This is a genomic window from Fulvivirga sediminis (assembly GCF_016757215.1).
Lineage (GTDB): Bacteria > Bacteroidota > Bacteroidia > Cytophagales > Cyclobacteriaceae > Fulvivirga > Fulvivirga sediminis.
The window spans coordinates 105447-131709 of the sequence record NZ_JAESIY010000013.1 but is presented as its reverse complement, the minus strand read 5'-3'; the positions used below and the strand labels follow the sequence as shown (position 1 = coordinate 131709).

Sequence of the window (26263 nt, the reverse complement as noted above, 5' to 3'; positions counted from 1 at the left end):
TATTCTATGAAGGTTTAATATTTGATTATTAAGTAATTGTATTGAATCTGATGCAGTAGGTTATGCTTCAGGAGGAGGTGTGGTTACTTCGGGAAAAAATGTCTTTAAGCTTAGATTTTCCTTGTACAAACCTTTTTTGTAAATAATACCCTGAGGGTAATAAGTGGGGTGAGGGACAAGATATTCTGATCCATGAGAGATCTGATCTTGCTCTTCTTCTTCAAAGTTTATATTGCTGCTTGTATTTTGAGAGTCAGGTATAGCATTATGCTTATGGAAAACAACTTCTGATATTAGCTCTACCATGGTTTCAATTTCCTTGAAAGTGGTGATGCTTGCAGAATCCTTACCGGCTACGGGGGTATTTACGTTTACGCTTATATTATACATTTGTAATGAAATAATAAAAGCAACTAAGCGTAGAGTAAGGTGTCTTCTCTTTGGCATGTATGTTCGTAACGCAGTTTAGATTTGTTGGTTGTACAAAAGTGTTTAAAAAAATGTAAAAGCCTTAATTTAGTTCATAAATTTTGGGTGAAAGATTGAGTTTACTTTAGAATAACAATATATGCAGATAGCTGAAATATTATCAGAATATTTTCCGGAATTGTATGAGGACGGGTTGGTTGAAGAAATAAAGGGTAAAGGAACTATAGTTCATGTAAAGTCTGAAAATAAAATTATGGACTTCGGTCAGCTTATTAAAAATATGCCTTTGCTTTATGAAGGGGCTATAAAAGTGCTGAGGCAAGACGAGGATGGTCATGAGTTATTTTTATATTACCTGCAGCCAGGCCAGACTTGTGCTATAGCGCTTACATGCTGTTTGGCGCAGGAGAAAAGTCAGATAAGGGCCATTGCTGAAGAAGATTCTTATATGATACAGCTACCCGTTCACCTTATGGATGAATGGATGACTAAATATAAGAGCTGGAAGAATTTTGTGATGAACACCTATAGGGAGAGATTTGAAGAATTGCTCTCTACCATTGATAGTGTTGCTTTTCATAAAATGGATGAGCGTCTTTGGACATACCTTATTGATAAATCATCCGCCAGAAATACGCATAAGTTAGAGGTTACTCATCAGCAAATAGCTCATGAGCTTAACTCTACCCGAGAGGTGATTTCCCGCTTACTAAAGCAGCTGGAAAGGCAAGGTAAGGTGAAGCTGGGACGTAATGAGGTGAAACTGATCTTATAATATTGGTTAATAAATATAAACAATCCTTATGATGTTACTCTTTGATCTTCTTCTAAATACATGAAAGAAGTGTTACTAAAAGCCTCTAGGTTGTATTTTAATTTTGTTCAGTGATCGTTACCTCAGTGTCTAAAATAGCTTTCACCTGCCCCCTGTAGTGCCCTTTTACTGTCATAGTGTTGGCTGGGGTATAGCTCGTGGCGAGAGGAATGTACATCTCATTAGTAAATAAACCCAGACTTGGGTCAATGCCTATCCAGCCGGCGCCGGGAAGTAGTACTTCAGCCCAGGCATGTAACTCATGGCCTTCGGCAAGCTCAGGGTTATAGGCATAACCACTTACAAATCTAGTTGCCAGTCCTATTGCTCTGAGCATATCCATGAGCATGGCTGTTAAGTCTCTGCAAGAGCCCTCTTTCGAGGAAAAACATTGATCTACCGGTAATATGTTTTGTTCCATCCTTATGGTGTGGTCCCAGTTTTGGCTTATTTCTGCTAGCAAAGCATTTAGAAAAGATATAGGATCATAATTGGTTTGCTCAGCCAGGTTGGTGGTAAACTTTTTTATATGTGCAGGAATGCTTTGCGTAAGGTAAGGCTTTAGAAAGACAATGTCGCTACTGTTATAAATATTGCCTTTGTTGAGTTGCATAGGAGGATCTATGAGGAAATTAAAGAGGTTTAACTCTTTTAGAGAAATAGTCGAATTTACAATTACTTCGAGGTGATTGGTTTTGTTGTGATTCCACACCTGAAAATATTCGTTATTTTCAATATCTATTCTTTCTGTTATTCCTTTAGGAGTAGGAGATACTTCTATCTGAAAATCTTTCAAATCTAAATAAGCTCTTACCTGCGGTTTTAGATAAAAATAATGAGGATCCAGAAACACTGCATCCTCATAATGATAGCTGGTACGATGATGAACCTTAAGTGTCATGCTTTTATAACATCTTCATGGTTTTCTCATGTTTTGCTTTGAAGGCTTCATTGAGTATATCTGCCGAAAGTCCGTTAATACCATCTTTAAGGTTAGAATTCCAGTAATCAGAGAGCTCACTTAGTTCTTTACCATCAAAACGGTGTTCTATCATATCAAAGCTGTTATTTTTTAAAATAACCGTATCAATAGGGAAGTCTACATCATTAGCACTTATGCGTGTAGCATCAAAAGAAAGAAAAGCTACTTTAAGTGCAAATTTCATGTCGTCATCAAAATGTAAGGCTCTTTTAAGAATAGGATTACCAAAACCCGTATTACCAATAATAACAAAGGGGGTGCCTTCTCCTATTTCTATCCAGTTTCCCTGAGGGTAGAGGAGGTACAGTTTGGGTTCAGTATCTTTTTCTAACTGTCCACCTACTATGGAGAACAGGTTGAAAGACATGCCGGCCCTTTCTAAAGACTCGCGATCTTCTGTGGCTACTCGTTTAATTTGATCGGCAAATTTGTTTACCGTTTTGTATAGTTTGGTGAAGGATTCGTCCTGTTCTTCAATTACCTCTTTAAAATAGGTGATGGCTTTGTCTCTTACGGAGCGTAGGCCGGAAGTCATAATGAAAAAGGAGTGCTTTTTTTTATTTACTGTAAATACCTTTTTTGAAGTCGTAGTTTCAGTACCAGAGGTGATTCTGGTATCAGCCAGACCTATTATTCCCTCTCTGTTTTTTATGCCTAAGCAGTAAGTCATTCGTTTACCTGTTTTTGTTCTACAAGATTATCTCTAGTCATAAAGAAATTTTCATGGATAGTGTTTGAAATTATATTAATTTTTATTTGTATATCGTCAATATACTCGTGTAATCCTTTGTTTATTACATCATTTATATCTGCAAATTCTAATTTTGATCTTAGTTCGCCCATATATTTTTCAGTGCTGTTGCTAAAGCCTTTTCCGGAGTAGCCAGATATCTTGTAAAGGCACTCTTCGGCTTCTGTAAGGCAAAAGAAGGTAGACCTGGGGAAGAACTTATCAAGCATTAAAAATTCGACTACTCCATGAGGTACTATTTTGCCATAGGCCCTTCTGTAAGTATTAAAGCCGCTCACCGATTTTAATAGTGCCATCCAGTGGAGGTAGTCCAATGGAGAGCCTACTTCTTCAGGGGCTGGAAGTAGAATGTGGTACTTCACGTCTAGCACGCGAGAGGTTTTGTCTGCACGTTCTAAATACTGGCCTAGCCTGTTAAAATACCAGGCTTCTGTTCTGGCTACAGTGGTGTCTGCAATACCATAAAGCAGCTGAATAGCATATTTTATGTGTATAAAGAATCCTCTGGGGTCATCCATTTGCCATATTTTGGCTTTGTAGCCTTGTTTAGCCTGGAGGTAGACTTCATTGAGCTTTTCCCATGTTTCTTTGTTGAGATTCTCTCTTACTACTCGGGCATTTTCACGGGCTCGTGATATGCTGGAAAGCAAAGAGTTAGGGTTTTCCTCATCAAAGGCCAAAAAGAAAATAGCACTTTTTCGGTCTGAGGTAGGGTGCCTTTTTTTATAATCTTCTAAATCTCCTGTTACGGCTATGAGCGGTTCCCATTGCTCATCCATGCCGGGTGGCAGGTCTAGCATCAGATTGTAATTAACATCAATAAAACGAGCATAATTTTCTGCTCTTTCCAAATATCTACCTAGCCAATAAATGGAATCTGCGACTCTGCTTAACATATTATTCATATAGTACCCAAGTATCTTTACTGCCCCCTCCCTGAGAGGAATTAACAACTAAAGAGCCTTTTACCAAGGCCACCCTAGTGAGGGCGCCCGGTAGTACCTCTATTTTGTCTCCATATAAAATATACGGACGAAGGTCTACGTGGCGAGGCTCTATATTTTCTTTAGAAATGGTTGGTACAGTAGATAGCGATAGAGTAGGTTGTGCGATATAGTTTCTAGGGTTCGATTTTATAAGAGCCCTAAATTTTTCGTGATCAGCCACGGTTGCTTTGGGGCCTATGAGCATGCCATAACCACCAGCGGCATTGGTTTCTTTTACTACCAGATTATGGATGTTGTCCAGCACATATTGTCTGTCATCTTGTTTTTCGCATAAGTAGGTAGGTACGTTTTCTAAAATAGGATCTTGATCCAGATAGTATTTAATGATATCCGGTACGTAGGCATAAACGGCTTTGTCATCAGCTACGCCAGTGCCAGGAGCATTGGCAAAAGCAATATTTCCTGCTCTGTAAGCATCAAATATTCCTGGTATGCCTAGAAGTGAGTTAGGATTAAAAGTGAGGGGATCTAAAAATGTGTCGTCTATTCTTCGGTATAAAACATCTATCTGTTCGAGACCTTTGGTGGTTTGCATATATACCCTTTGGTTTTGCACCATCAGGTCAGCTCCCGTTACCAGTTCTACACCCATTTGCTGAGCGAGATAGCTGTGCTCGAAATAAGCTGAATTGTAAACTCCAGGGGTGAGTAGGCCTACAGTGGGGCGTTCTTTTCCTGTGAGAGACTGTAGCATATTAAGCAACTTAATGGGGTAGTCGGATACTGGTCTTACCCCTAGCTTATTAAATAGCTCAGGGAATGCCCTTTTTACAATTTCACGACTCTCCAGTAAATAAGATACGCCTGAAGGGCAACGCAGATTATCTTCCAGTACATAAAATTTGCCCTTTTCATCTCTTACCAAATCTGTGCCGGTGATATGGCACCATATAGACTTAGGAGGAGTAAGGCCTACGCAAGGCTCCAAATAATCTCGGCTGGAGAGTATTAACTCTTTGGGTACTATGCCGTCTTTAAGTATTTTTCTGTCATTGTAAATGTCTTGTAAGAAAAGGTTTAGTGCACATATGCGTTGCTCCAACCCTTTTTCTAATCTATTCCATTCTGCACCGCTAATAATGCGAGGTACAATATCCAGATGTAATATTTTTTCTAGTCCTTCATTATCATGATATACATTAAAGGTCATTCCCATGGCCATTTGAGCTTTACCCGTGGAGTGTTGTAGGCGATAAAGTTTCTTCTTAGGCATATGCTCCAGGGTGGCTTTGAAGGGAGCATAATGGTCTCTGCATTCACCATCTGGAGTGAACATTTCATCGTAGTTTCCACTACAGTGATAGGTGTCAAAAAGCATAGTGGTATAGGTTTAGTGATTAATCAGTTCACATGTTATTAACACATGATAAGTATTATTTGTTATATTTCAAATGCGTGAATGGTAAAATAATCTCTTAGAAATATTCAAAATAGGATTAAGTTTTTATTTTATCGTTATCTGTTATGTGTGAGTATTTAAATTAATGAAGGCGATGGGTGAGTAGGTGTGATGCGAGGTGGAAAATGGCTGTAAGGTGTTTATTTACAGGGCCGTATAGTTACTAAGTGATGAATGTTACACACTTCAATAATAATCAGGAATTAGCAAGGAGTTTTAATGGTTGACATCTAATTTAGCGCAATAAATTAGTCTGTCAGTTACCGTGGAAAAGCATAAAGTATTATTCATCTATGTTTTTATAATGATAGCATTGTATTATTTGCTATTACGTTTACCCTTGTTTCCTGAGGTGATAGGGGAGGTTCCTGTTAAGAAAATATTAAAAGGTATTATTGGGCTGCTATTTGGGATAGGAGCCTTTTTTATTTACTTCAAAAAATCTAAGAATGACAGTTGAAGATCTTTCAAGGCTGCAATTCGCCTTCACCGCTATGTTTCACTATATTTTCCCGCCTTTTAGCATAGGTATGGGATTATTACTGGTGATTTTCGAGTCTATGTATTACTTCACACGCAAAAAAGTGTACGAGGTTATCACCCGATTTTGGATTAAGGTGTTTGCAGCTAATTTTTCTGTAGGGGTGGCAACAGGTATTGTTTTGGAGTTTGAGTTTGGAACTAACTGGGCCACTTATTCCCGGTTTGTGGGAGATGTTTTTGGTTCTCCGCTGGCAGCTGAAGGTATATTTGCCTTCTTTTTAGAGTCTGGGTTTCTGGCAGTGCTGTTATTTGGGTGGAATAAGGTGAAGCCAGGCTTTCATTTATTTGCTACCGCTATGGTAGCTCTTGGCTCTGTTCTCTCTGGCTTCTGGATTATAGTGGCTAACTCTTGGCAACAAACGCCAGTGGCCTATGAACTGGTGCAGGATTCTAATGGTTTTATGAGGGCGGTGATCACAGATTTTTGGCAGATGGTGTTTAATCCTTCTTCTATGTCTCGGTTTAGTCATGCTATAGTAGGTGCTTATGTGCAAGGAGCATTTTTAGTATTAAGCGTATCCGCTTACTTCCTTCTAAAGGAAAAGCATCTGGAATTTGCCAAGCGTTCTTTTGTGATAGCGCTTGTAGTGGCTTCTATTGCTTCATTACTTCAGCCGCTTATTGGTCATGAAAGTGCTCATGTAGCTTATGAACATCAGCCTGCTAAAATGGCTGCTTTTGAAGGACTTTATGAAACTCAAAAAAATGCACCTATGTACCTCTTTGGTTATGTAGATGAAGAGACAGAAACAACTAAAGGAATAGCAGTGCCCGGAGCGCTAAGTTTTCTTTTAGATTGGGATACTGATTATGAGGTAAAAGGTTTGGATCAGTTTCCTAAAGAAGAGCACCCTCCGGTGAATAGTGTGTTTCAAAGTTATCACCTCATGGTGGCTTTGGGTATGTTTTTTATTGGCATAACCCTTTTAGCGTTGTTTTTATGGTGGAGAAAAAAGCTGTTTGATCAAAGGTGGTTGTTGAAAATATTTGTGGCTGCTGTAGTGCTGCCTGTAATTGCTAACCAAGCAGGGTGGTACTCTGCAGAACGAGGCAGGCAGCCCTGGTTGGTGTATGGCCTGTTAAAAACTGAAGATGGTATTTCAAAAGCTGTTTCTGCTCCTGAAGTGTATACATCTCTCATTTTATTTGGGCTGGTGTATATGCTGTTACTTTTCTCCTGGTTGTATGTGCTCAATAAAGAGATAAAACATGGGCCGGAATCACACTCAGAGATGGAAACGGATTATAGAGAGAGACACGAACAATTTGATTCATTTAATAAAAGCCTTAAATAGATATGGATTATCAGGTTATTTGGTTCATTATAGTAGGATTTTTGCTTACCGGTTATGCTATTTTAGATGGTTTTGATTTGGGAGTGGGTGCATTACACCTTTTTTCTAGAGGCGATCATGATAGGCGTATTTTGCTGAACTCTATAGGTCCTGTGTGGGATGGTAACGAAGTGTGGTTAGTTACGGCAGGAGGGGCGCTTTTTGCCGCCTTTCCGCATGTTTATGCTACAGCTTTTTCAGGTTTTTATTTACCTTTTATGATCTTGCTTTTTGCGCTTATTTTCAGAGCTGTATCTATAGAGTTTAGGAGTAAAGAGGATATGCGTGGCTGGCGTAAATTTTGGGATGTAGCCTTTTCTGTAGGCTCTATTTTAGCCGCCATTTTATTTGGAGTGGCCATTGGTAATGTAATCATGGGCTTTCAAATAGGTAGTGACATGGAGTTTCAGGGGTCATTTCTTGATTTGATAAGTCCTTACACTTTGCTTACCGGTGTTTTTAATCTGATCATGTTTAGCATGCATGGAGCTATTTACCTTAATTTAAAAACAGAAGGAGAGCTAAAGGAGCGTGTAAGAAGGTGGGCCTTTAAAGCATACTACATTTTTGTGCCATTATATGCCGTCACCACTTTTTTTACTATGTTCAAAAGGCCTGAGATGCTGGCTAACTTTTCTTTTGGTTTTATAGAACCTATAGATCAGCATCATCCTTTAATAGAGCAAAATCATATAGTAGTTTCTGTAGTTGCCTGGATAGTGGTGGTATTGAATTTTCTGGCTATTTTAAATATCCATAGGTCGTTAGTGAAAGATAAGCCTTTGCAGGGGTTTATTTCGTCGGCACTGATGATGATGGCCATTATACTGTTTTTTGCTCTGGGCTTATTTCCTAATATGATGGTATCTAACCTTTCACCAGATTATAATCTGGATATTTATAATTCTGCCTCATCAGAATATACATTGAGAACCATGTTTATTTTAGCATGTATAGGTTTGCCGTTTGTATTAGGCTATACTTCTATCATTTATTGGACATACCGTGGTGTAACTAAAATCAATGAAAGCAGCTATTAAAAGCATGTGTGATTTTGGTTACTAAACTTTGTCTGTGACCATATTACCTTTGAGAAGATTAATTTAGATATGGAAATATTCTTAGGGTATATGGCGGCAGTGTTAATAGGTCTCAGTCTTGGTTTAACCGGAGGCGGAGGCTCTATTTTAACCGTGCCAATGTTAGTTTACATATTAGGCGTAAACCCCACATTGGCTACTGGTTATTCTCTTTTTGTGGTAGGTGTTACCGCCGGAGTAGGAGCAATAAGTGCTATTAGAAAAAAGGTGCTTGAATATAAACCTGCAATATTGTTTGCCGTGCCTTCCATCATTGCCGTGTTTTTTACTCGTAAATTTTTAATTCCTGCTATTCCTCATGAGCTAGGGCAAGTGTTTCATATAGCAATTAGTAAAGACCTAGCCATAATGGTGTTGTTTGCTATATTAATGATAGCCGCCTCTATATCCATGATCCGATCAGCCAAGAGTTATGATGTGCCTTCGGCTAGAGCTACTAAACCTTTGGTGCTCATGATTGTGGGTGCGGTAGTAGGTTTTGTAGCAGGCTTAGTGGGAGCAGGAGGAGGCTTTTTGATTATTCCTGCCTTAGTGTTGCTCGCCGGCATGCCTATGAAGCCTGCAGTAGGCACTTCATTACTTATCATCTCTAGCCAGTCTCTTATAGGTTTTATAGGAGATGCTACAGAGCAAAGCATAGACTGGCTTTTTCTTATTGAGTTCTCATTACTGGCTATCGTAGGCATATTTATAGGCATGTATTGGTCTCGAAAAATTGCTGCTCATCACCTCAAATCTATTTTTGGATGGTTTGTGCTGGTGATGGGCGTGTATATATTAATAAGTGAATTACTCTTTTAAGCTAATATTTATTTTATGATTGAAATGTTAAGAGCGCCATGGCCATGGTATGTGGTTGGCCCTTTAATAGCTGTAGTGATGTACCTGATGATTTACTCAGGGAAGGCATTTGGAATATCATCTACCTTTAGAACAATGTGTAGTATAGGAGGCGGAGGTAAATACGCTGATTTTTTTAGGTTTAACTGGAGGGGGCAGGTATGGAATCTGGTTTTTGTGGCAGGTACTTTTCTCGGAGGTGTGGTTTCTGTATTATGGCTTCAGAGTGAAGAACCTATGCAACTCAATGAGAAGGTGGTGCAGGAGCTGGAGGTGATGGGTATTAACAGCCCGGGTAAGGAGCTGGCGCCTGGCGAGATATTCGCTTGGGATCAACTGATGTCTTTAGAAGGTATTCTATTTATGGTACTGGGAGGGTTTTTAGTGGGGTTTGGGGCCAGGTATGCGGGAGGCTGTACTTCAGGGCATGCTATTTCAGGCCTTAGTAACCTGCAGCTGCCTTCTTTAATTGCAGTGATAGGCTTTTTTATAGGAGGCCTTGTTAGTACATATTTTCTCATTCCTTATTTTCTTGATTTATAATGAAGTATTTAAAATATCTTTTTCTCGGGTTAGTCTTTGGGGTATTATTAACCAAAGCACAGGTGATTTCGTGGTATCGTATTTATGAAATGTTCAAGTTCGGGTCTTTTCATATGTACGGAGTTATAGGTTCAGCCGTGGTTACAGGTATTATTATGCTGGCTTTGGTAAAAAGGTTTAAAGGTAAAGATATGAATGGTGAAGTGATTAATGTACCACCTAAGGATAAAGGGTGGAAGCGTTACCTTTTCGGAGGGATAGTTTTTGGTTTAGGCTGGGCACTTACAGGAGCTTGCCCTGGGCCTATGTATATATTGATAGGGAATGGACTTACGGTTTTTATAGTAGTAATGCTAAGTGCTATTCTGGGCACGTTTGTCTATGGTATTTTAAGAGATAAGCTGCCTCACTAAAACGGCAGATGAAGAGGTGGAGGGGTAGGTGTTAATTACTTCTAGAAGTCTGGCTCTCCACAATCTCAATATTAATAATATTGTTTTTTTCGAGTTGAGTGAGGAATTTGTCGACACTTTTGTATTTCTCTTTATACCATCCCTTTTGTCTGAAGTGCTTGCGCAAAGATCTATCATGAAACACCAGACCATAACGAGCGTAGATTTCGTTTTTTAATAGGGTGAGCTCATTGAAAGATAGTTTTTCTAGCTCCCTTGTGGTGAGTATTTGGGTGGAGCCTTCGATGTAATCACCACTATAATACCTTTTTAGGGATCCATATCTATAGCCTAACTCATAATGCCCCGGCTCTATAACTTCGCTCCAAGGAGAGTCAATCTTTAAGGTTCGTATCATCTGATTATTCTGGCTGTAAATCATGAATGCACCATTGGTTTGGCTGGAGAAAAATCGATTGTCAATAATCTGGACACTGTCCAGATTTCTAAATTCGTAATACCAGTCGTTGGTTGTTAAAGACCAGGTTTTCGATCTTATCTGAGCGTAGCTTCCCTCTGTGGTGATCACTATAACCAGACTAGACTCCAGTTCTGAATCTCCAAAATGATAGGTGCCCTGATATTCCAGGTCAATATGAGGTGTCCAGGGACTAAGCTGGCTTTCATCAATATCTTTAAAGCCTATTTGTTGGCAGTAGCTTGTCCCAGTTAGTGAAAGTGTTGAAATTATTATTGCGAATAGAACTTTCATCTAGAGTAATTTCTACGAAACTAATTAATTTATTGCTAATCTGCTACGATTACAATCGTTTGTTATTAACATATAAAAAGTTTAAAGGATTCATAATTTACTTGTTTTGTTAAGTTATTGTAAACTTTCCAATATAAACAAACTTAGAACTTTAGGTTTTGAAAGGATATGGTCTTTTATACTCTTAGTGGATAAGTTAATAAGACTATCAATAAAAAAAGGCAGCTGTTAAGGCTGCCTTTAATTGCTGTAGAGGGAGGATTCGAACCTCCACGGAGCGGTTAGTGCTTTAAGTGTTATTGGATACCTGAAAGAATTTATCCCGTGACCTCCACCCCCGAGACCGGAGGGCATGTCTGCCAGTTTCATCACCCTACAGTGTAGATCAAGTCGTTAATTGATATTTCAAAGTTAACTAAATAGCTTTTATTGTCAAATAATTTTAATAAATGGAGTTTATTATTACGTTATTTTTAATGTAATTACTTTTTAATTGAAATAAATATAATTATAGCTTTGTTGCTGTAGGGAGTATTGAGATATTTTTAATAGAATTATTGTCGCCTTTGATCGTAGCGAGCTTACGTCCGGTTTAGCACTCCAAGTTGAGCGAGGTTTTCAATGAGTACTTAATTACTAGTAGCACTTTACACATTTAACTGGCGCTTTGAAATTTGCTTAGGGGAGGATCCGTAATGTTTTTTAAAGGAAGTAATAAAGTGAGATAAGCTTTTATACCCCAGCATAGAAGCTATTTCATTGGTTTTGTGTTCCTTAAGAAGGTGAAGTGCTTCTTTCATCTTTAAATCGATGATAAAGCTTCTGATGGTAGTGCCATACACATTTTTGAAGTTTTGCTTGAGTTGTAATTCGTTTAAGAGCACATGTCTGGAGATTTCTTTAATAGTAGGCGTTTTTCTGAAGTTGGTTTCAAGGTAATAATGTGCTTTTTTTATTTTATCAAGTACTTCCGGATTTAGTTCACTGTAGGCCAGTTGGTTTTCCTGCTCATAGCAATAGAGTGTAAGTAGAAATTCTCTGATTTTTAACTCTAGAAAATCCAGCCGTTCTTCTATTTTCCATGCCTTGCTTACCATGTCTAAAAGAATTTGATGCAGAGGGAATATCACCTTGAAATTGACTTCGCCTTCAGGTTTATGCCGGCTGGTAATGGCTTTGAAAAAACGGCTTTTTTTAGGCCACTTTTCATGAGCAAATCGCTCTTCCAGATATTTAATAGAAATGACCATGGTGATATAATGCGTTTGATTACTCTTGGGCATGGTAATGCTCAAACGTGAATTCTTACCATATACTAAATTAAGAAAACCAGGGTATGATTCTACCGTGTCTATGGCCGACAAATCTGTAATTAAAGGATTGCTCCCTCGGGTAATACACCCAATTCTTATATACTCGCCTTCTATAGTGAACACATCTTCTATCTCTTGATGATTATAAAAGCTGGTGTTTATAAGGCAAAGCTGGTCACTGTAGGCTAGCTGACTATCGATAGTCAGTCCCTTTTCTTTAAAGTGAAGATTCTTAGTGTATAATTTACCTTTCGTTTTTAGCGAATCCAGATCCACATCAAAAAGGTTCAACTGCTCATTCTTAAGGTAAGATGTTATTCGCATTATATACTTTTTTCGAAAGTTTTATTTCTGATTCCGAATCTATTCTGATCGATCAAGATAATACATTTGCAATGTTATTTGAAATTAGTCTAAATAAAAACACTACTAATATAATAAATTTTTATCCTTGTGAAAACAGTTTTACTCAGTACTCTTCTTGCCGTTTTAAGCATTTTTCCTTCTTTCGCCCAGGAGAAAGCTACTATTAGTGGAGTGGTTAAATCTTCAGAAGGAGAGATAATTCCTGATGCTTACCTATTTATAGACAAGACTAATTTTAATGCTATAAGCGATGCTAAAGGTAATTATGAGCTGAAAGTGCCGGCAGGCAAGTACCTCTTGGTATGTACTGTTTTAGGTTTTGAAAGAGAGGTTGCTCAAGTAGATGTGGAGGCAGGAACTACTTTAATTTATGACTTTACCCTTACGGAGAAAGACCAGGTTTTAGATGAGGTGGAAATCACCGGCAAGTCTATTATTCAGGAGGTGAAGGAATCTCCGTATAATGTGGTGGCCATAGATACCAAAAAGCTGGAAAACAGCTCTAAAGACCTTTCGCAGGCCTTAGAAAGATCTTCTGGGGTGAGAATCAGAAGATCAGGAGGGCAAGGTTCCAGAACGTCTGTAATGCTTAACGGCTTTACCGGTAGGCATGTAAAAATATTTATGGATGGTTTGCCTATGCAGTCTTACGGTTCGGCTTTTCAAATCAATAACATACCCGTAAACCTGGCAGAGAGAATAGAAGTGTATAAAGGTGTAGTGCCTATTGAACTTGGAGCTGATGCGCTGGGGGGAGCTATTAATATTATTACTAAGAAATCTGCTAATACCTATTTGGATGCTTCTTATTCTTATGGTTCTTTCAATACCCATAAGACTAATATAAACTTTGGTTCCACCTCTAAATCTGGCTTTACTTTTAATGTAAATGCTTTTCAGAACTACTCAGATAATAATTATGATGTAAAAACCCAGCTGCTGGAGTTTACCGAAAATGCTGATGGCTCATATTCTAGTAGGTATTCTAATGAGGAGCAGTGGTTTGAAAGGTTTCATGATACCTATCATAATGAGACGGTAATTGCTAAGGTTGGTTTTGTGAAGAAGCCCTGGGCCGATAGGTTTTTAATAGGAGCCACCTTGGCTCAGGAAGAATCGGACATACAAAATGCCAATATCATGCAGATAGCCTACGGAGGTAGGGCTACAGAGTCGCATTCAGTAATTCCTTCTCTGGAATATTACAAGAGCGATCTATTTATAAAGAATTTATCCCTTGCCGTATCAGCCAATTATAGCCGAGTAAAACAGACCAATATAGATACTATGGCTCGCCAGTATAACTGGGCTGGAGATTACAGGCCTAAAGGATCAAGAGGAGAGGGTGACTATTCTATGGGTGAGTTCAGAAACAATACAGGCATGTTTACAGCCAATCTAAAATATAAAATAGGAGAGAAGCAACAGATAGTAGTTAACAACCTGTGGAGTACTTTCGAAAGGAAAAATTCTGATCCGGTAGCTAATGACCAAAATAGTTCTGATGCTGATTTTATGAAAAGGTCTAACACTAAAAATGTGCTGGGTATTTCCTACGATTATCAACTTACTGACAAATGGAATGCCTCGCTCTTCGGGAAAAATTATCATGTAGTAACTACCGGTCCCATGGATACTACAACCGTAGGCAACACACCTTACTATCAGCAGCAGAACAGAAGGTATTCTGTAAATGGTTTTGGCCTAGTTACTAATTACCGTTTGAAAAATGATTTGTTACTAAAAATGTCTTTTGAAAGATCTGTTCGTCTGCCTACTTCTACCGAGCTTTTTGGAGATGAAGTATTGGAAACCGGTACCACTGATCTGGAAGCAGAAAACAGCCGAAATGTTAATTTTAATGTCACTTATGCACCTTCTTGGGGAGTGGCTCAAAAGCAGTCACTATACATAGATGCAGGCTTTATTTATAGAGATACAGAAGATTATATCAGAAGAGATGTAAGTCAGAGTAATGGTTTGGCATCATATGTAAATCATGGTAAGGTGCAGAATGTAGGCGTAGACCTGGAAGTAAGATATTTCTATAAGAGATCATTTGCTATAGGCGGTACTTTTACTTACCAGAACATGAGAGATAAGGTTGGGAATGATCAGAACGGTCGCCCATCTCTGCACTATAATGATCGCATGAGAAACGTGCCGTACCTATTCGGAAACGGTGAAATGAGCTATATGAAAAATAACCTTTTTGGTAAAGGAGATAAGCTTACCGTAACCTACTTCCTAAATTATGTTCATGCCTTCTACAGAGATTGGCCCAGTTTAGGTAGTAAAAAAATAGAAATTCCAGAACAGCTTTCGCATGACATGAGTGTAAACTACTCTATGAAGCGCGGCAAGTATAATATCACCTTAGAAGCTAACAATTTTACTGATACTATTCTGTATGATAATTATAGCCTGCAAAAGCCGGGCAGAAGCTTCTCTGTAAAGCTCAGGTACTTCTTCTCTAAGAGTAGATCATAAATAACGAAATCAATTAATTAATAAACTATCAATCATAATGACTAACTTTTATAAAAAGCTATTTTCATATGGATTAATGGGGGCTCTATTAATCTCATCATTTGGATGTAGTGATGATGATTCAGATTCTGTTGATCCCGTAGACAGTGATCAGGATTATACTTTTTTCATTTCAGCTTCAAGTGAAGATTCAGAATATATTGTCACCGCAGATGACCTAGAGTCTGGCGAGGTTTCTATAGTAGGTAACGGCACCGAGCTGGCTATGACAGGTTATAGCTGGATTTTTAATGATGATCCTTCTGTAGCTATAGGTCTTGTTTATGCAAAAGGTGACCCAGGGATTGGCCTTGGTTATAACTATAATGACAAACGTGAATTATCTAACATTGGGCAGTTTCAGATATCTTCTCGCTTTACTTCGTATGGCTTTTTTGAAAACTATGCCATCACTTCAGTAGGTGGTCAGACTTTAGTTGATGATGAAGGAAACACTCTAGTAGACGGTGAAGGAAATCCGAGACAAGATGGTTCAGTGTTTAACTTCATAGATGTAAATACTATGAGTATGGAAACTAAGAGCATTCCTACTTTTGATGTCTTTCATGAAGGACAACAAGCTACTTTTTCAGGTATTGTAGATCGTGGTGACGGCACTTTCCTTTCAGGAGCAGTCGTATCTTCACCCAGAGATCCTGATGCTACGGGTGGTAGTAGCACAGGAGAAGTGGTTTACCCTAACGAATGCTGGGTTGCCGCTTTTGATAAAGACCTTAATATTGTTCAAAAATTTCATGATGATAGATTGAGTTATTCTTCAGGGAGATTCAGATCTCAATATTATTCTCAAATAGCAAAAGATGATGACAATAATGTATATGTATTCTCTGGTGCATATGAAGAAACTACTACACACCCTGCAGGAGCATTAAGAATTAACAATGGGGCCAATGATTTTGATGATAATTATTTCTTCAATATAGAAGCACTTACTGATGGATATAAATTCAGAAGAGTATGGCACATTACTGAAGATTACTTCTTTTTAGAGATCTATAATGATGTGGAGCCTACTTCCAGAGGAGCTGCTTCTCAATATGGAATTGTAAAAATGGAAGACCAAACCTTTAACTGGATAGGTGGTGATTTCCCTGCTTATGATCAGATAGATGCTACTGGTTTACCTATGGCGCATGATGGTAAAATGTACTTCCCTGTAACAGTTGATTCAGAGTATCCTGTAGTTTATGTAATTGATCCGGCTACGGCTAAAGCTACAGCTGGTATTACAGTACAAGCTACTGGAGTAAGTTCAGTAGGTATCTTAAGGAAATAATTATGTATTAAGTGAGGTTTACATCTTCACTAAAATAGACGTTAAATGTCTCTTTAGTAGGTGTAAACCTTATCTGCTATTGTTTTAGAAAGAAAAAACATAACCATGAAAATCAATTTTTATACATTTTTCATAGCCATTCTAATGCTGCCTTTTATAGCTGGTGCTCAGGATAAGAACGTTTTTCTTGATCGTAGCTATTGGGCTTCAAAGCCTTCTGTAGAAGAGGTGAAGCAGAAAATAGCTGGAGGTAACGACCCAGCTGAGTTTAATGGAGCTAAGTTTAACGGTATCATGTTCGCTATACTTAACAAGGTGCCTACAGAAACTATTAAGTTTTTATTAACCAAAACTGACAATATTAACGAAGCTACTCATGATGGTAGAAATTACCTGCACTGGGCGGCTATGGGTGGAAACCTTGAAGTAGTAAAATACCTGATAGACAAAGGAGTGAAAACTGATATGCAGGATGATCATGGTTATACCGTGTTGGCTTTTGCTGCCACCACCGGGCAAACTAATCCTGAGATCTATGATCAGCTGCTGGCAAATGGCTCTAAGGTTACAGAAACTAACCATAATGGTGCTACGGCTTTACTGCTGCTGGTGCCTCACCTTTCAGATTTCAACATGGTAGATTATTTCACTTCTAAAGGGTTAGATCTGCATACTAAAGATAAAGATGGAAGTGGTGTTTTCTTTTACACAGCTAAAACAGGAAATACAAAAATGATGGATCTGCTTATAGAAAAGGAAGTAGATTATAAAGGCAAAAATAACGAAGGAGCGAATGCAATGATTGCCGCTAGCCAGGGTGCCAGAAGAGGAACTAATGACCTATCTGTTTTTAAATACCTGGAAGAAAAAGGCGTTCAGCCAAATGTTGCTACTAAAGAGGGAGTTACGCCATTGCATCTAACGGCGGCAAGATCTAAAGATCCCGAAGTGATAAACTATTTCATAAGCAAAGGAGTAGATGTAAATGCTAAAGATGCTCAAGGAAATACTCCGCTAATGAATGCTGCTGCAGGTAATGATTTAGCTATAGTGAAGTTGTTAGTGGAGAAATCAAAAGACATTAATTCAGCTAATAAGGCTGGTGAAACTGCTCTAACTAAAGCTGTAGCAGGTAATTCACCGGAGGTTGTAAAATATTTAATAGATAAGGGTGCTAAAGTAAAAGTGAAAGATGTTGCGGGTAACAATGTAGGCTATTACTTAATCAGCTCTTTTAGAACCAGAGGCGGATTTATGCAAAAAGGAGATCCTATTGCTGAGAAGTATGAAATCCTTAAAAAGAAAGGGTTTAACCCTAAAGCGGAGCAGGCTAATGGTAACACTTTATATCACTTGGCTGTAGAAAAGAACAATCTTTCATTAATCCAAAAAGTAGAAGCTATGGGCGTGGATATTAATAAGGCTAATGATGAAGGCACTACACCTTTACAAATAGCAGCCATGAAAGCTACTGATACTAGTATTTTAAAGTATCTCGTGGAAAATGGCGCAGATAAAAGTGTAGTAACGGACTTTGAGGAGACTGTTCATGATTTAGCTTCAGAAAATGAGATTTTAGCTGAGAATAAGGCAGATATTGAATTTTTAAAATAAACAGAATGAGAAATACAGTAAAGATATTGGTTATGCTATTGTTCACATTAGCATTGGTTAGTTGGTCATCAGTAGCCATTAAAGACTCTTATAAGTGCATGGTTCAGCTGGTAAATTATGAAGGTGAAGCCGCTTATATAGCGGTGTCTTTAATTAACCCTGAAGGCGAGTATGAAGAAACGCTGCATGTAATGGGTAAAGATGAGCGTTGGTACCCTGATCTTACCTCATGGTGGCCTTTTTTTGAAAATAATAAAGAAATAGATGGTACAAGCGGAGCAAGCATAGCCGGAGGAGAAAGAAGAATATTTGTACTGAATATTGATAACGATAAGCTGGATACTGGTTATAAAATACGTTTCGAAACATCAGTAGAAGAACAAAAATATTATGAGCAAGATGCCGAAATACTTTTAACTTCTGAAAATGTAAAAGGCAAATTTGAAGGCAAGGGATATATCCGATACATCAGGATGATTCCAGGTTAATCTTAAAACTCAATATTAATTCCTTTCGCAGATCAATATGATAATTTCTGTATGGAGATATAGCCATCTTATTTTGGCTATATCTTCTTTTGTTTTTATCGCTTTAGCCTCCATAACGGGCATTATTCTATCATTTGAGCCTATCTCAGAGCAAGCTAGTGGCTACAAAATAGCGCATTCTGACGACTTAAGCTTGGGCGAAACAGTAACTACTTTAAAAGCCGACTACCTTGAGGTGCTGGAGCTTAAAGTAGATCACAATGGCTTTGTTTCAGCTTCTGTAATAGATAATGAAGGTGAAATGGGCGATTTTTATATTGATCCTTTTACAGGCGAAAAAATAGGCGATCTTTTGGAGAAATCTCCTTTTTTTGAGTTCACCACTTCGCTTCACAGGTCTCTGTTTCTAAAAAGTACAGGCCGGTTTATTATAGGGCTGACCTCTTTTTTGTTGTTTTTAATAGCCATTACCGGTTTTATTTTGGTGCTCAAAAGGCAGCAAGGCATCAAAAAACTCTTTTCCAGAATTATAAAAGAGAACTTCTTTCAATACTATCATACTTATTTGGGCAGGCTGGCGCTAATTCCCATTACCATTATCACTATTACAGGTACTTATTTATCTATGGAGAAATTCTCTCTATTGCCAGAAGTGGCCAGACCTACCTATGATATTGATTATGAAAATTTAAGTGAAGAGCCCGCATTAAAAGCCAATGAGTTTCCAATATTCAAAAATACATCCCTATCAGAAGTGAGAAGTCTTCAGTTCCCGTTTTCACCAGACGTAGAAGATTATTATACGCTGCAGCTAAAAGATAAGGAAGTGCTGGTAAATCAGTTTACAGGAGAGGTATTAGGAGAGCACGTTTACCCTATGGTTACTGTGCTTTCGGAGCTGAGTCTGTTGTTGCACACAGGTCGTGGTAATGTGTGGTGGGCGATAGTGCTAGGGCTATCTTCTTGCAGTATACTCTTTTTTATATACTCAGGTTTTGCGCTTACTTTTAAGCGTAAGGCTGCCAAAATAAAGAACAATCTTAAGAAAGACGATTGTAAATATATTATCCTCATAGGATCAGAAACAGGTTCTACCATTCCTTTTGCTATGCAGCTCCATCAGCAGCTTTTAGAAAATGGTGAGTCTAGCTACATCACAGAGATGAACCGTTATGAGCGCTTTCCAAGCATGGAAAAACTAGTCATAATCACTTCTACTTATGGCAAGGGCGAGGCCCCGGCTAATGCTACTAAGTTTATGCAGAAATTTGAAGAACAACCACCTGAGCAAGAATTTAGCTATGCTGTGGTGGGCTTTGGATCGCTTGCTTATGAAGATTACTGTCAATATGCTATTGATGTAAATGATATGCTGAGTCAAAATGAATACGCTAGTGAGCTGATGGCTATCCATACAATTAATAACCGGTCTTGGGAGGCATACAGGCAGTGGGCCAGGTTGTTAGGAAATAAAATCTCATTAGCCATAGAGCTGCCCGCTAAAAATCCGGTAGAGCTGAAGCCGAAAAAGGTAAGATCATTCATGGTATTGAGCAAAACCAATGCTGAAGACAGCATTGATGATACTTTTCTTATTGAGTTGGAAAGGAATTCTGGCAAAGTAAAATCAGGAGATCTTATAGGCATTTATCCACCCGATGAGCATGAGCGATTATATTCTATGGCCATTATGGAAGAAGGCCAGATTTTGCTCAGTGTAAAAAGGCATGATTTAGGGGTTTGCTCTAATTATCTTAATCAACTTTCATCAGGAGATACTTTGCAAGGTAGCTTGGTGAAGAACAAAAATTTCCATTTTCCTTCTAAAAGAAAGCCGGTTATAATGATAGGCACAGGAACTGGTATAGCGCCTTTTTTAGGTATGCTGGCTCAGAATAAGAATAAGGTAGAAACTCACCTGTATTGGGGAGCAAGAACACCCCAATCTTATCAGCTATATGCTGAGAATATTCAAAAATGCCTTGATAATAATTCGTTGACCAGGTTTTTGCCTGCTTATTCTAGGGAGGGAGATCGGGTATATGTGCAGGATCTCATAGAGCAGGATACCGAGCTCATAGCTCGGGTGCTAAAAAATAAAGGGGTGATCATGATCTGTGGTTCTATAGCTATGCAAAGAGAAGTGACTAATCGATTGGAGCAAATTAGTATGGGCGAAAACAATAAGCCTTTAAGTTATTATCAAAACAAAAATCAAATAAGAATCGACTGCTATTAGTAATTCGAAGGTGTTATGTTTAATGATGTTATTTGATTTGTGCTGTTTTTAATAAAGTTGAAAGATAGTAAAAACTAAAACGGACGCATTACCACTGCGCTCAAAAACGCCTAAACCGGTTCTCTAGAGGTTAAAAGAAGTTTGCAAAACATGGTGTTTCCGGGGGGAGTGGCGTTTGACTTTGAAAATGACCATTATCGAACCATAAGAGTGAATTCTCTTTTTTGTGTAATTCCTTATTTATCTGATGGTTATGCTTCTGAAAATGAAAAGACCTGTCAGCGAAATACTAACAGGTCTGATTCAGTACCCAGAGCCGGAGTCGAACCGGCACGTCCGAAGACATTGGTGTTTGAGACCAACGCGTCTACCAATTCCGCCATCTGGGCATTTTTTGTAAAAGCTATTCTAGAACGGCTTTCGGAATCGGGATGCAAAGATGTTTAAAGATTTTATATTTCCCAATATTTAAGTGAAAATTACTTAACAAATATTAGTGATGTCTGTTAATAACCAAAGTGAAGGGTGCACTAAGTATAATATCGATTTTACTGGCTTCCATCATTGTCGTTGGAACAGTAGTTATCATGGGTTTTCATTTTAGCCCGGTGGAGCTTGTGCTTATTGGCATTATATCATCCACAATTGGCATTATTCTTTTTATTAAGTTCTTTCCCAGGGAAGATAGTAATCGTCCAGAAAATAGAGAATAATTTATTGCTCAGAGAGTTTGTAATCTTCTGTGAGAGAAAGCTATAGGCTTGTCACTGAAATGAATTTTGGTCTTTGCCCACACACCTTTAAATAAATCCGAATGCCTGTATTTATCTAAAGCACTATCATCTTCCCAATAACTATAGGTAGCAAATACATGAGGTTGGTGGTAGTCTTGTTGTAGTTCCAGATGGCTGCATCCCGGGAAGGATCTTATCTGATCTTTATGTTCATTAAATACAGAAAGAAAAGTGTCTACTGCTTCTGGTTTAAATGTCATTCTTACTATTCTTATCAACATGATTTATTCTTCAAAGTTAATAATGACAGGGCTGTCATATTCCAAGCCTAACAGCTCGGAAGCAATGCCCTGGTTGATGCCTATCTCCAGCAATCCCTGATCATTAAATATTGAGAACACATCTCCTGCATCTACCTGATTCAGGCTATTGTTTACTCTGTTAACAGTTTCTCTGCTAAAATGGATTGTAAACTTTTTATCTTTGCTTAGTATATCAAAAGTGGTCTTGTCTATATTGGTTATTAGGTTACCATAATGGTCAACCCTGATGATGTTACCACTAATCTGGCGTTTGTTAGCCTTCAGGTGTCTGCCTAGCATTCTTTTAATCCTAGAGAGCGGAGTACCGAGGCTCTTCAGTTTGCTGCCACTTGCCAGCTTAGCCGCGGCAGGTGCAAATACTTGCTTGGCGGGGAAGGTAGTGGTAGTATCTTCAAGAGTAAGCTCTACCTGCTCTCGAGGTTCCTGGTCGCTAATAAGTCCAAGTAGGCCATTGTCAGTAGTAATGAAATAATGACCATCTAACTCCGCAGCAATATATTTATCTCCTATCTGGCCAATAGAATTTACAGCAATAATATGAATAGTTCCCTTAGGGAAATCGTGAAATACTGCTTTTGTAACATAGGCTGCATGAGCAATGTCACAGGTACTAATTTTGTGGCTGATGTCTACTATATTGATCCCGGAATTAGCAGATAATATTTTCGCTTTAACGGCTGACACATAGTGATCACTTTCCCCGAAGTCAGACAAAAAGGTGATTATGGCCATATAAGCATAAAGGATTTTAGTAGTGAAGGGTTTAAATTTATTTTTATAACAATTGTTAATAGTAAACTACCCGTTTTGAACGCAAATTGTTATTGCCTATTTTTGTATAAGGCAAAATTAACCAAAAATTAACCATTAAAAATCCGATTTAAAATTAATTAGCATTTGGTAGAAAAAGTCATTACGCTGGAAAACATCTCCCTTATTGATTTCCTGGGAGTGCAAAATAGAAACATATCAGAAGTAGCTTCAGCTTTTCCTAAAAGCAAGATTGTTTCAAGAGGCAATGAGATAAGAATTAAAGGTAGTACTACCGAAATTCTTAAGATCAATGATATCCTCAACTCACTTATAGCACACTATCACAAGTATGGAAAGGTAACAGAAGAAAATGTTCAAAATTACCTTACTAAAGAGGCGGAAGATAAGCTGCCGGATGAGGATGAGGTATTGATATACGGTACCAGAGGTTTTGTTATTAAGCCCAAAACATTAAATCAGCAGAAGCTGGTATATGCGGTGAGAAATAACGACTTGGTATTTGCTTTGGGGCCTGCCGGTACGGGTAAAACATATATATCTGTAGCATTGGCGGTGAAGGCACTGAAAAACAAAGAGGTAAAGAAAATCATCATTACCAGGCCTGCTGTAGAAGCGGGAGAAACACTTGGGTTTTTGCCGGGTGACCTGAAAGAGAAATTAGACCCATATTTGAGGCCTATTTATGATGCCTTGTTTGACATGGTGCCTTCAGAGAAGTTAAAGTATTACATGGAAAATAATGTAATAGAAATAGCTCCTTTGGCATATATGCGTGGTAGAACTTTGAATAATGCCTTTATCTTGTTAGATGAAGCGCAGAATACCACTCCTATGCAAATCAAAATGTTCCTTACTAGAATGGGGCCTAACTCGAAGGTGATCATTACAGGAGATAGCTCTCAGATAGATTTGCCTAAAAAGCAAAAATCTGGGTTGATAGAGTCGGTAAGAATATTGAAAGATGTGAAAGGAATAGGCTTTGTGGAGCTTACCGGTAAAGATGTGGTTAGACACAAAATAGTGAAGAGCATTATTTCGGCATATGATGATTACGAAAAGAAAGAGGAGAATGATAAGAGCTGAACAGACCTCAGACAAGGAAGTGCTTAAGAAGGTATATGATATAAGAAGGGAGGTTTTCATAGATGAACAAAATGTGCCTGAAGAAGAGGAGTATGATCAATATGAAGATAGTAGCTATCACTTTGTAGCATGGGATGATCAGGTGCCTTGCGGAGCCGCCAGATGGAGAGAAACCGCTGATGGTATAAAACTGGAGAGATTTGCTGTAATCAAGTCCCGCCGAGGAAAAGGGGTGGGAAGTGCTTTGGTGAAAGCAGTGCTGGAGCATGTTGCATCATTGCCAGATACAGAAGGTAAAAAACTATATCTCAATGCACAGGTTTCTGCTATGCCACTTTATGCCAAATTTGATTTTAACCCGGAAGGCGAACGGTTTATGGAATGCGATATTGAACATCAAAAAATGGTCAGGTAGCATGAAAGTCATCACATTTCACTTCATAATACATTGCTAAACCTTTCTTAGCTGTATTACATAAGAGGTTGATAAAAGACTACTGCTAGTTTTTTATTAAATTAAGGTATGCTTCAGTGGATACCTTATGCCTTTGTACGAATCGCTATCAGCTTTATAGCGGGTGTGTTGCTGGCTATTTACTATCCATTATTAGATAGAGAAGCTGCGATTATTATAGCTATAGTCTGTTGTGGAGGCTATTTAGTGCTTTTTGTTCTTTTAAGGAAGAAGCTCTTTTACTTTCATTATTGGCTGGCGGTAGCGGGCTTTGTTACCACTTTCTTTTTGGGTTATGCATGTGTATTATGGCATAATCAGGCTCTTGATAATGATCATTTATTGAATGGCTCAGGTGAGATAGATTATTACACCGTTTTTATAAGTAAGCCTCCCGTTGAAAAAGAAAACACATACCAGTATGAGGCGGAGCTGATGCAATATCAGACTTCGGGCAAGTGGTGTTCCGCCAAGGCCAGAATGTACATTTATCTTCGTAAGGATACGCTCTTTGCCTATGGAGATGAGCTTCTCATACACGGACAGCCAAATGAGATAGAACCTCCCAAGAATCCATATGAGTTTGATTATAAGCAATTTCTAAGCTATAAGAATATTTATCATCAGAGCTTTGTTAGGCAAGGCGATTATTTCCTGGTGGGGCATGATGCCAATGCATTTTTCAAACGGTCTTATCAGCTAAGACTATGGGCAGTTCAGCAGCTGGAAAAAAATATTAGAAGTCAGCGAGAATTGGGTATTGTAAAGGCGCTGGTATTGGGGCTAAAAGATGATGTAGATGATGAAGTACAGCAAGCCTATGCTGCTTCCGGTGCTATGCATGTATTGGCGGTGTCAGGGCTGCATGTAGGTATAATATACCTTTTAATTACAGTAGCTCTTGGTAGTCTTAAATATATAAAATATGGTCCCTGGCTGCTAGCATTTATTTCTCTGCTACTACTTTGGGCTTACGCTATGCTTACAGGCTTTTCAGCGTCAGTATTACGAGCTACTACCATGTTTACAGCTATAATAATTGCACAGGCTACAGGCAGGCAAACCAATATTTATAATACCCTGTCTGTATCGGCTTTTGTATTATTGTTATTTGACCCTTATTTGATCATGTCAGTAGGGTTTCAGCTGTCTTACTTGGCTGTGCTGGGCATTGTGTACGTGCAGCCTAAGCTTTATGGTCTTTATGTTTTTGATAGTAAATTAGCAGATTGGGCTTGGGGAATTACCACGGTTTCACTGGCCGCTCAGTTGGCTACTTTTCCTTTGGGTATTTATTACTTTCATCAGTTTCCCACCTATTTTTTCTTGTCAAATATTATTGTGATACCTGGAGCTCTGATAGTGCTGTGTGGAGGCTTAGGTGTGATTTTTATCGGGGCATGGGAGCTGGGTGCTTATTATTTAGGGTTGCTGGTACAGGGCATTGTTTGGTTGATTAACACCTCCCTGTTTTACCTAAAAGAATTGCCTTTTTCCCAAATTACTGACATCCATTTTTCCGCTGTCGAGACTGTGTTCATTATTGCGGCCATTGTTACTTTTTTATTGCTATTCCAAGTGAAGAAAGTTCGATTAGCTTATTTTTCATTAGTATTGGCCTCACTTTTTAGTGTGGTGAGAGTCTGGGATATGATCGAAAGTGCAGAAAGTAAGGTGGTCTTTTATGATATTCAAGGTCAGAGCGTAATTGATTTTTTTGCTGATCACCATTTGGTAGCTTATGAGCCTGAGGAGGGTGATTCATCCATAGATTTTCATGTGAGTGGCAACCGGCTAAGTAGGCATTTGGACTCAAAAATACTTTGTTTCAATTATTCTGGTTATAGAAAACAGTATGGCCTGGAGTTTATTTTATGGAAAGAGACCCTTTTCGTTATTCTTTCTGATTCCATTCCAGATCAGCTAAAACTTGCCAAGCCTGGGAGGGCAGACGTGTTGGTGATAAGCAAGGGCTTTCAAAAGTCTTTAACTTGGGTGAATGATAATTTTGATTATGATCAACTCATTATTGATAGCGCTGTTAATCATTGGAGGCGTGTAAACCTTGAAAAGGAAGCTCAAAAATTACAAGTAGAATGTAAATCGGTAAACGATGGTGCCGTTATTATAGATATTTAACTAA

The 26263-nt window shown here is 38.4% G+C and carries 23 protein-coding genes and 1 tRNA gene; 14 read left to right on the top strand and 10 right to left on the bottom strand.

Features of this window, described 5'->3' with window-relative positions; translation table 11 throughout:
* Positions 1-60: 60 nt before the first annotated feature.
* Complete coding sequence (locus tag JL102_RS20470) at positions 61-447, bottom strand: hypothetical protein (RefSeq protein WP_202246332.1); 387 nt, start codon at positions 445-447, stop codon at positions 61-63.
* Between the two features lie 121 nt (positions 448-568).
* Here JL102_RS20470 and JL102_RS20465 point away from each other — a divergent pair, with 121 nt between their 5' ends.
* Positions 569-1204: a Crp/Fnr family transcriptional regulator gene (locus JL102_RS20465; protein WP_202246331.1), complete on the top strand. Its 636-nt coding sequence runs from the start codon at positions 569-571 to the stop codon at positions 1202-1204.
* A 97-nt stretch (positions 1205-1301) separates the two neighbouring features.
* Here JL102_RS20465 and JL102_RS20460 read toward each other — a convergent pair whose 3' ends face one another.
* From JL102_RS20460 to JL102_RS20445, 4 genes are read right to left on the bottom strand one after another with little or no spacing between them, the layout of a single operon-like run.
* Positions 1302-2144, bottom strand: a complete 843-nt coding sequence (locus JL102_RS20460; protein ID WP_202246330.1) for a transglutaminase family protein — start codon at positions 2142-2144, stop codon at positions 1302-1304.
* A 4-nt stretch (positions 2145-2148) separates the two neighbouring features.
* A complete protein-coding gene (locus JL102_RS20455; protein ID WP_202246329.1) occupies positions 2149-2895 on the bottom strand; it encodes a peptidase in 747 nt (248 codons plus the stop codon).
* Positions 2892-3872, bottom strand: a complete 981-nt coding sequence (locus JL102_RS20450) for an alpha-E domain-containing protein (RefSeq protein WP_202246361.1) — start codon at positions 3870-3872, stop codon at positions 2892-2894. The genes JL102_RS20455 and JL102_RS20450 overlap by 4 nt, the downstream gene beginning before the upstream one ends.
* 1 nt (position 3873) lies before the next feature.
* Positions 3874-5301 (bottom strand): circularly permuted type 2 ATP-grasp protein, encoded by a 1428-nt coding sequence (locus tag JL102_RS20445; protein WP_202246328.1) that lies wholly within the window; start codon positions 5299-5301, stop codon positions 3874-3876.
* 530 nt (positions 5302-5831) lie between these two features.
* Between JL102_RS20445 and JL102_RS20440 the strand changes: the two genes are divergently transcribed.
* The 5 genes from JL102_RS20440 (at position 5832) to JL102_RS20420 (ending at position 10155) form a co-directional block, all read left to right on the top strand.
* Positions 5832-7220, top strand: a complete 1389-nt coding sequence (locus tag JL102_RS20440; RefSeq protein WP_202246327.1) for a cytochrome ubiquinol oxidase subunit I — start codon at positions 5832-5834, stop codon at positions 7218-7220.
* A gap of 2 nt (positions 7221-7222) precedes the next feature.
* Entirely contained in the window at positions 7223-8299 is a 1077-nt protein-coding gene (cydB, locus tag JL102_RS20435; RefSeq protein WP_202246326.1) for a cytochrome d ubiquinol oxidase subunit II, read from the top strand.
* Positions 8300-8368: 69 nt separating this feature from the next.
* A complete protein-coding gene (locus tag JL102_RS20430) occupies positions 8369-9160 on the top strand; it encodes a sulfite exporter TauE/SafE family protein (protein WP_202246325.1) in 792 nt (263 codons plus the stop codon).
* Between the two features lie 15 nt (positions 9161-9175).
* Positions 9176-9742: a YeeE/YedE family protein gene (locus JL102_RS20425; RefSeq protein WP_202246324.1), complete on the top strand. Its 567-nt coding sequence runs from the start codon at positions 9176-9178 to the stop codon at positions 9740-9742.
* Positions 9742-10155: a DUF6691 family protein gene (locus tag JL102_RS20420; RefSeq protein ID WP_202246323.1), complete on the top strand. Its 414-nt coding sequence runs from the start codon at positions 9742-9744 to the stop codon at positions 10153-10155. Before JL102_RS20425 ends, JL102_RS20420 begins: the two co-directional genes overlap by 1 nt.
* Before the next feature lie 31 nt (positions 10156-10186).
* On the opposite strand, the gene JL102_RS20415 is transcribed toward JL102_RS20420, so the two are convergent.
* The gene (locus tag JL102_RS20415) at positions 10187-10906 is read right to left on the bottom strand and encodes a YARHG domain-containing protein (protein WP_202246322.1); all 720 of its coding nucleotides are present in this window, start codon (positions 10904-10906) and stop codon (positions 10187-10189) included.
* Between the two features lie 647 nt (positions 10907-11553).
* Complete coding sequence (locus JL102_RS20410; protein WP_202246321.1) at positions 11554-12543, bottom strand: helix-turn-helix transcriptional regulator; 990 nt, start codon at positions 12541-12543, stop codon at positions 11554-11556.
* Positions 12544-12672: 129 nt separating this feature from the next.
* On the opposite strand from JL102_RS20410, the gene JL102_RS20405 reads away from it, so the two are divergent.
* From JL102_RS20405 to JL102_RS20385, 5 genes are all read left to right on the top strand, one after another.
* Positions 12673-15075 (top strand): TonB-dependent receptor, encoded by a 2403-nt coding sequence (locus tag JL102_RS20405; protein WP_202246320.1) that lies wholly within the window; start codon positions 12673-12675, stop codon positions 15073-15075.
* Positions 15076-15112: 37 nt separating this feature from the next.
* Positions 15113-16411, top strand: a complete 1299-nt coding sequence (locus JL102_RS20400; protein ID WP_202246319.1) for a DUF4374 domain-containing protein — start codon at positions 15113-15115, stop codon at positions 16409-16411.
* A 105-nt stretch (positions 16412-16516) separates the two neighbouring features.
* Positions 16517-18025: an ankyrin repeat domain-containing protein gene (locus JL102_RS20395; RefSeq protein WP_202246318.1), complete on the top strand. Its 1509-nt coding sequence runs from the start codon at positions 16517-16519 to the stop codon at positions 18023-18025.
* 5 nt (positions 18026-18030) lie between these two features.
* A complete protein-coding gene (locus JL102_RS20390) occupies positions 18031-18513 on the top strand; it encodes a DUF2271 domain-containing protein (protein ID WP_202246317.1) in 483 nt (160 codons plus the stop codon).
* Between the two features lie 37 nt (positions 18514-18550).
* Complete coding sequence (locus JL102_RS20385; protein WP_202246316.1) at positions 18551-20752, top strand: PepSY domain-containing protein; 2202 nt, start codon at positions 18551-18553, stop codon at positions 20750-20752.
* Positions 20753-21059: 307 nt separating this feature from the next.
* Here JL102_RS20385 and JL102_RS20380 read toward each other — a convergent pair.
* The 3 genes from JL102_RS20380 to JL102_RS20370 form a co-directional block, all read right to left on the bottom strand.
* A tRNA-Leu gene (locus tag JL102_RS20380) sits at positions 21060-21141 on the bottom strand.
* Between the two features lie 332 nt (positions 21142-21473).
* On the bottom strand, positions 21474-21767 hold the full coding sequence (locus JL102_RS20375; RefSeq protein ID WP_202246315.1) for a putative quinol monooxygenase: 294 nt from the start codon (positions 21765-21767) through the stop codon (positions 21474-21476).
* Positions 21768-21770: 3 nt separating this feature from the next.
* Positions 21771-22541, bottom strand: a complete 771-nt coding sequence (locus JL102_RS20370; RefSeq protein ID WP_202246314.1) for an SAM hydrolase/SAM-dependent halogenase family protein — start codon at positions 22539-22541, stop codon at positions 21771-21773.
* Positions 22542-22706: 165 nt separating this feature from the next.
* Between JL102_RS20370 and JL102_RS20365 the strand changes: the two genes are divergently transcribed.
* The 3 genes from JL102_RS20365 (at position 22707) to JL102_RS20355 (ending at position 26259) form a co-directional block, all read left to right on the top strand.
* Entirely contained in the window at positions 22707-23666 is a 960-nt protein-coding gene (locus JL102_RS20365; RefSeq protein WP_202246313.1) for a PhoH family protein, read from the top strand.
* A complete protein-coding gene (locus JL102_RS20360) occupies positions 23653-24081 on the top strand; it encodes a GNAT family N-acetyltransferase (protein ID WP_202246312.1) in 429 nt (142 codons plus the stop codon). Before JL102_RS20365 ends, JL102_RS20360 begins: the two co-directional genes overlap by 14 nt.
* A 108-nt stretch (positions 24082-24189) precedes the next feature.
* Positions 24190-26259: a ComEC/Rec2 family competence protein gene (locus JL102_RS20355; protein WP_202246311.1), complete on the top strand. Its 2070-nt coding sequence runs from the start codon at positions 24190-24192 to the stop codon at positions 26257-26259.
* Positions 26260-26263: the final 4 nt, after the last annotated feature.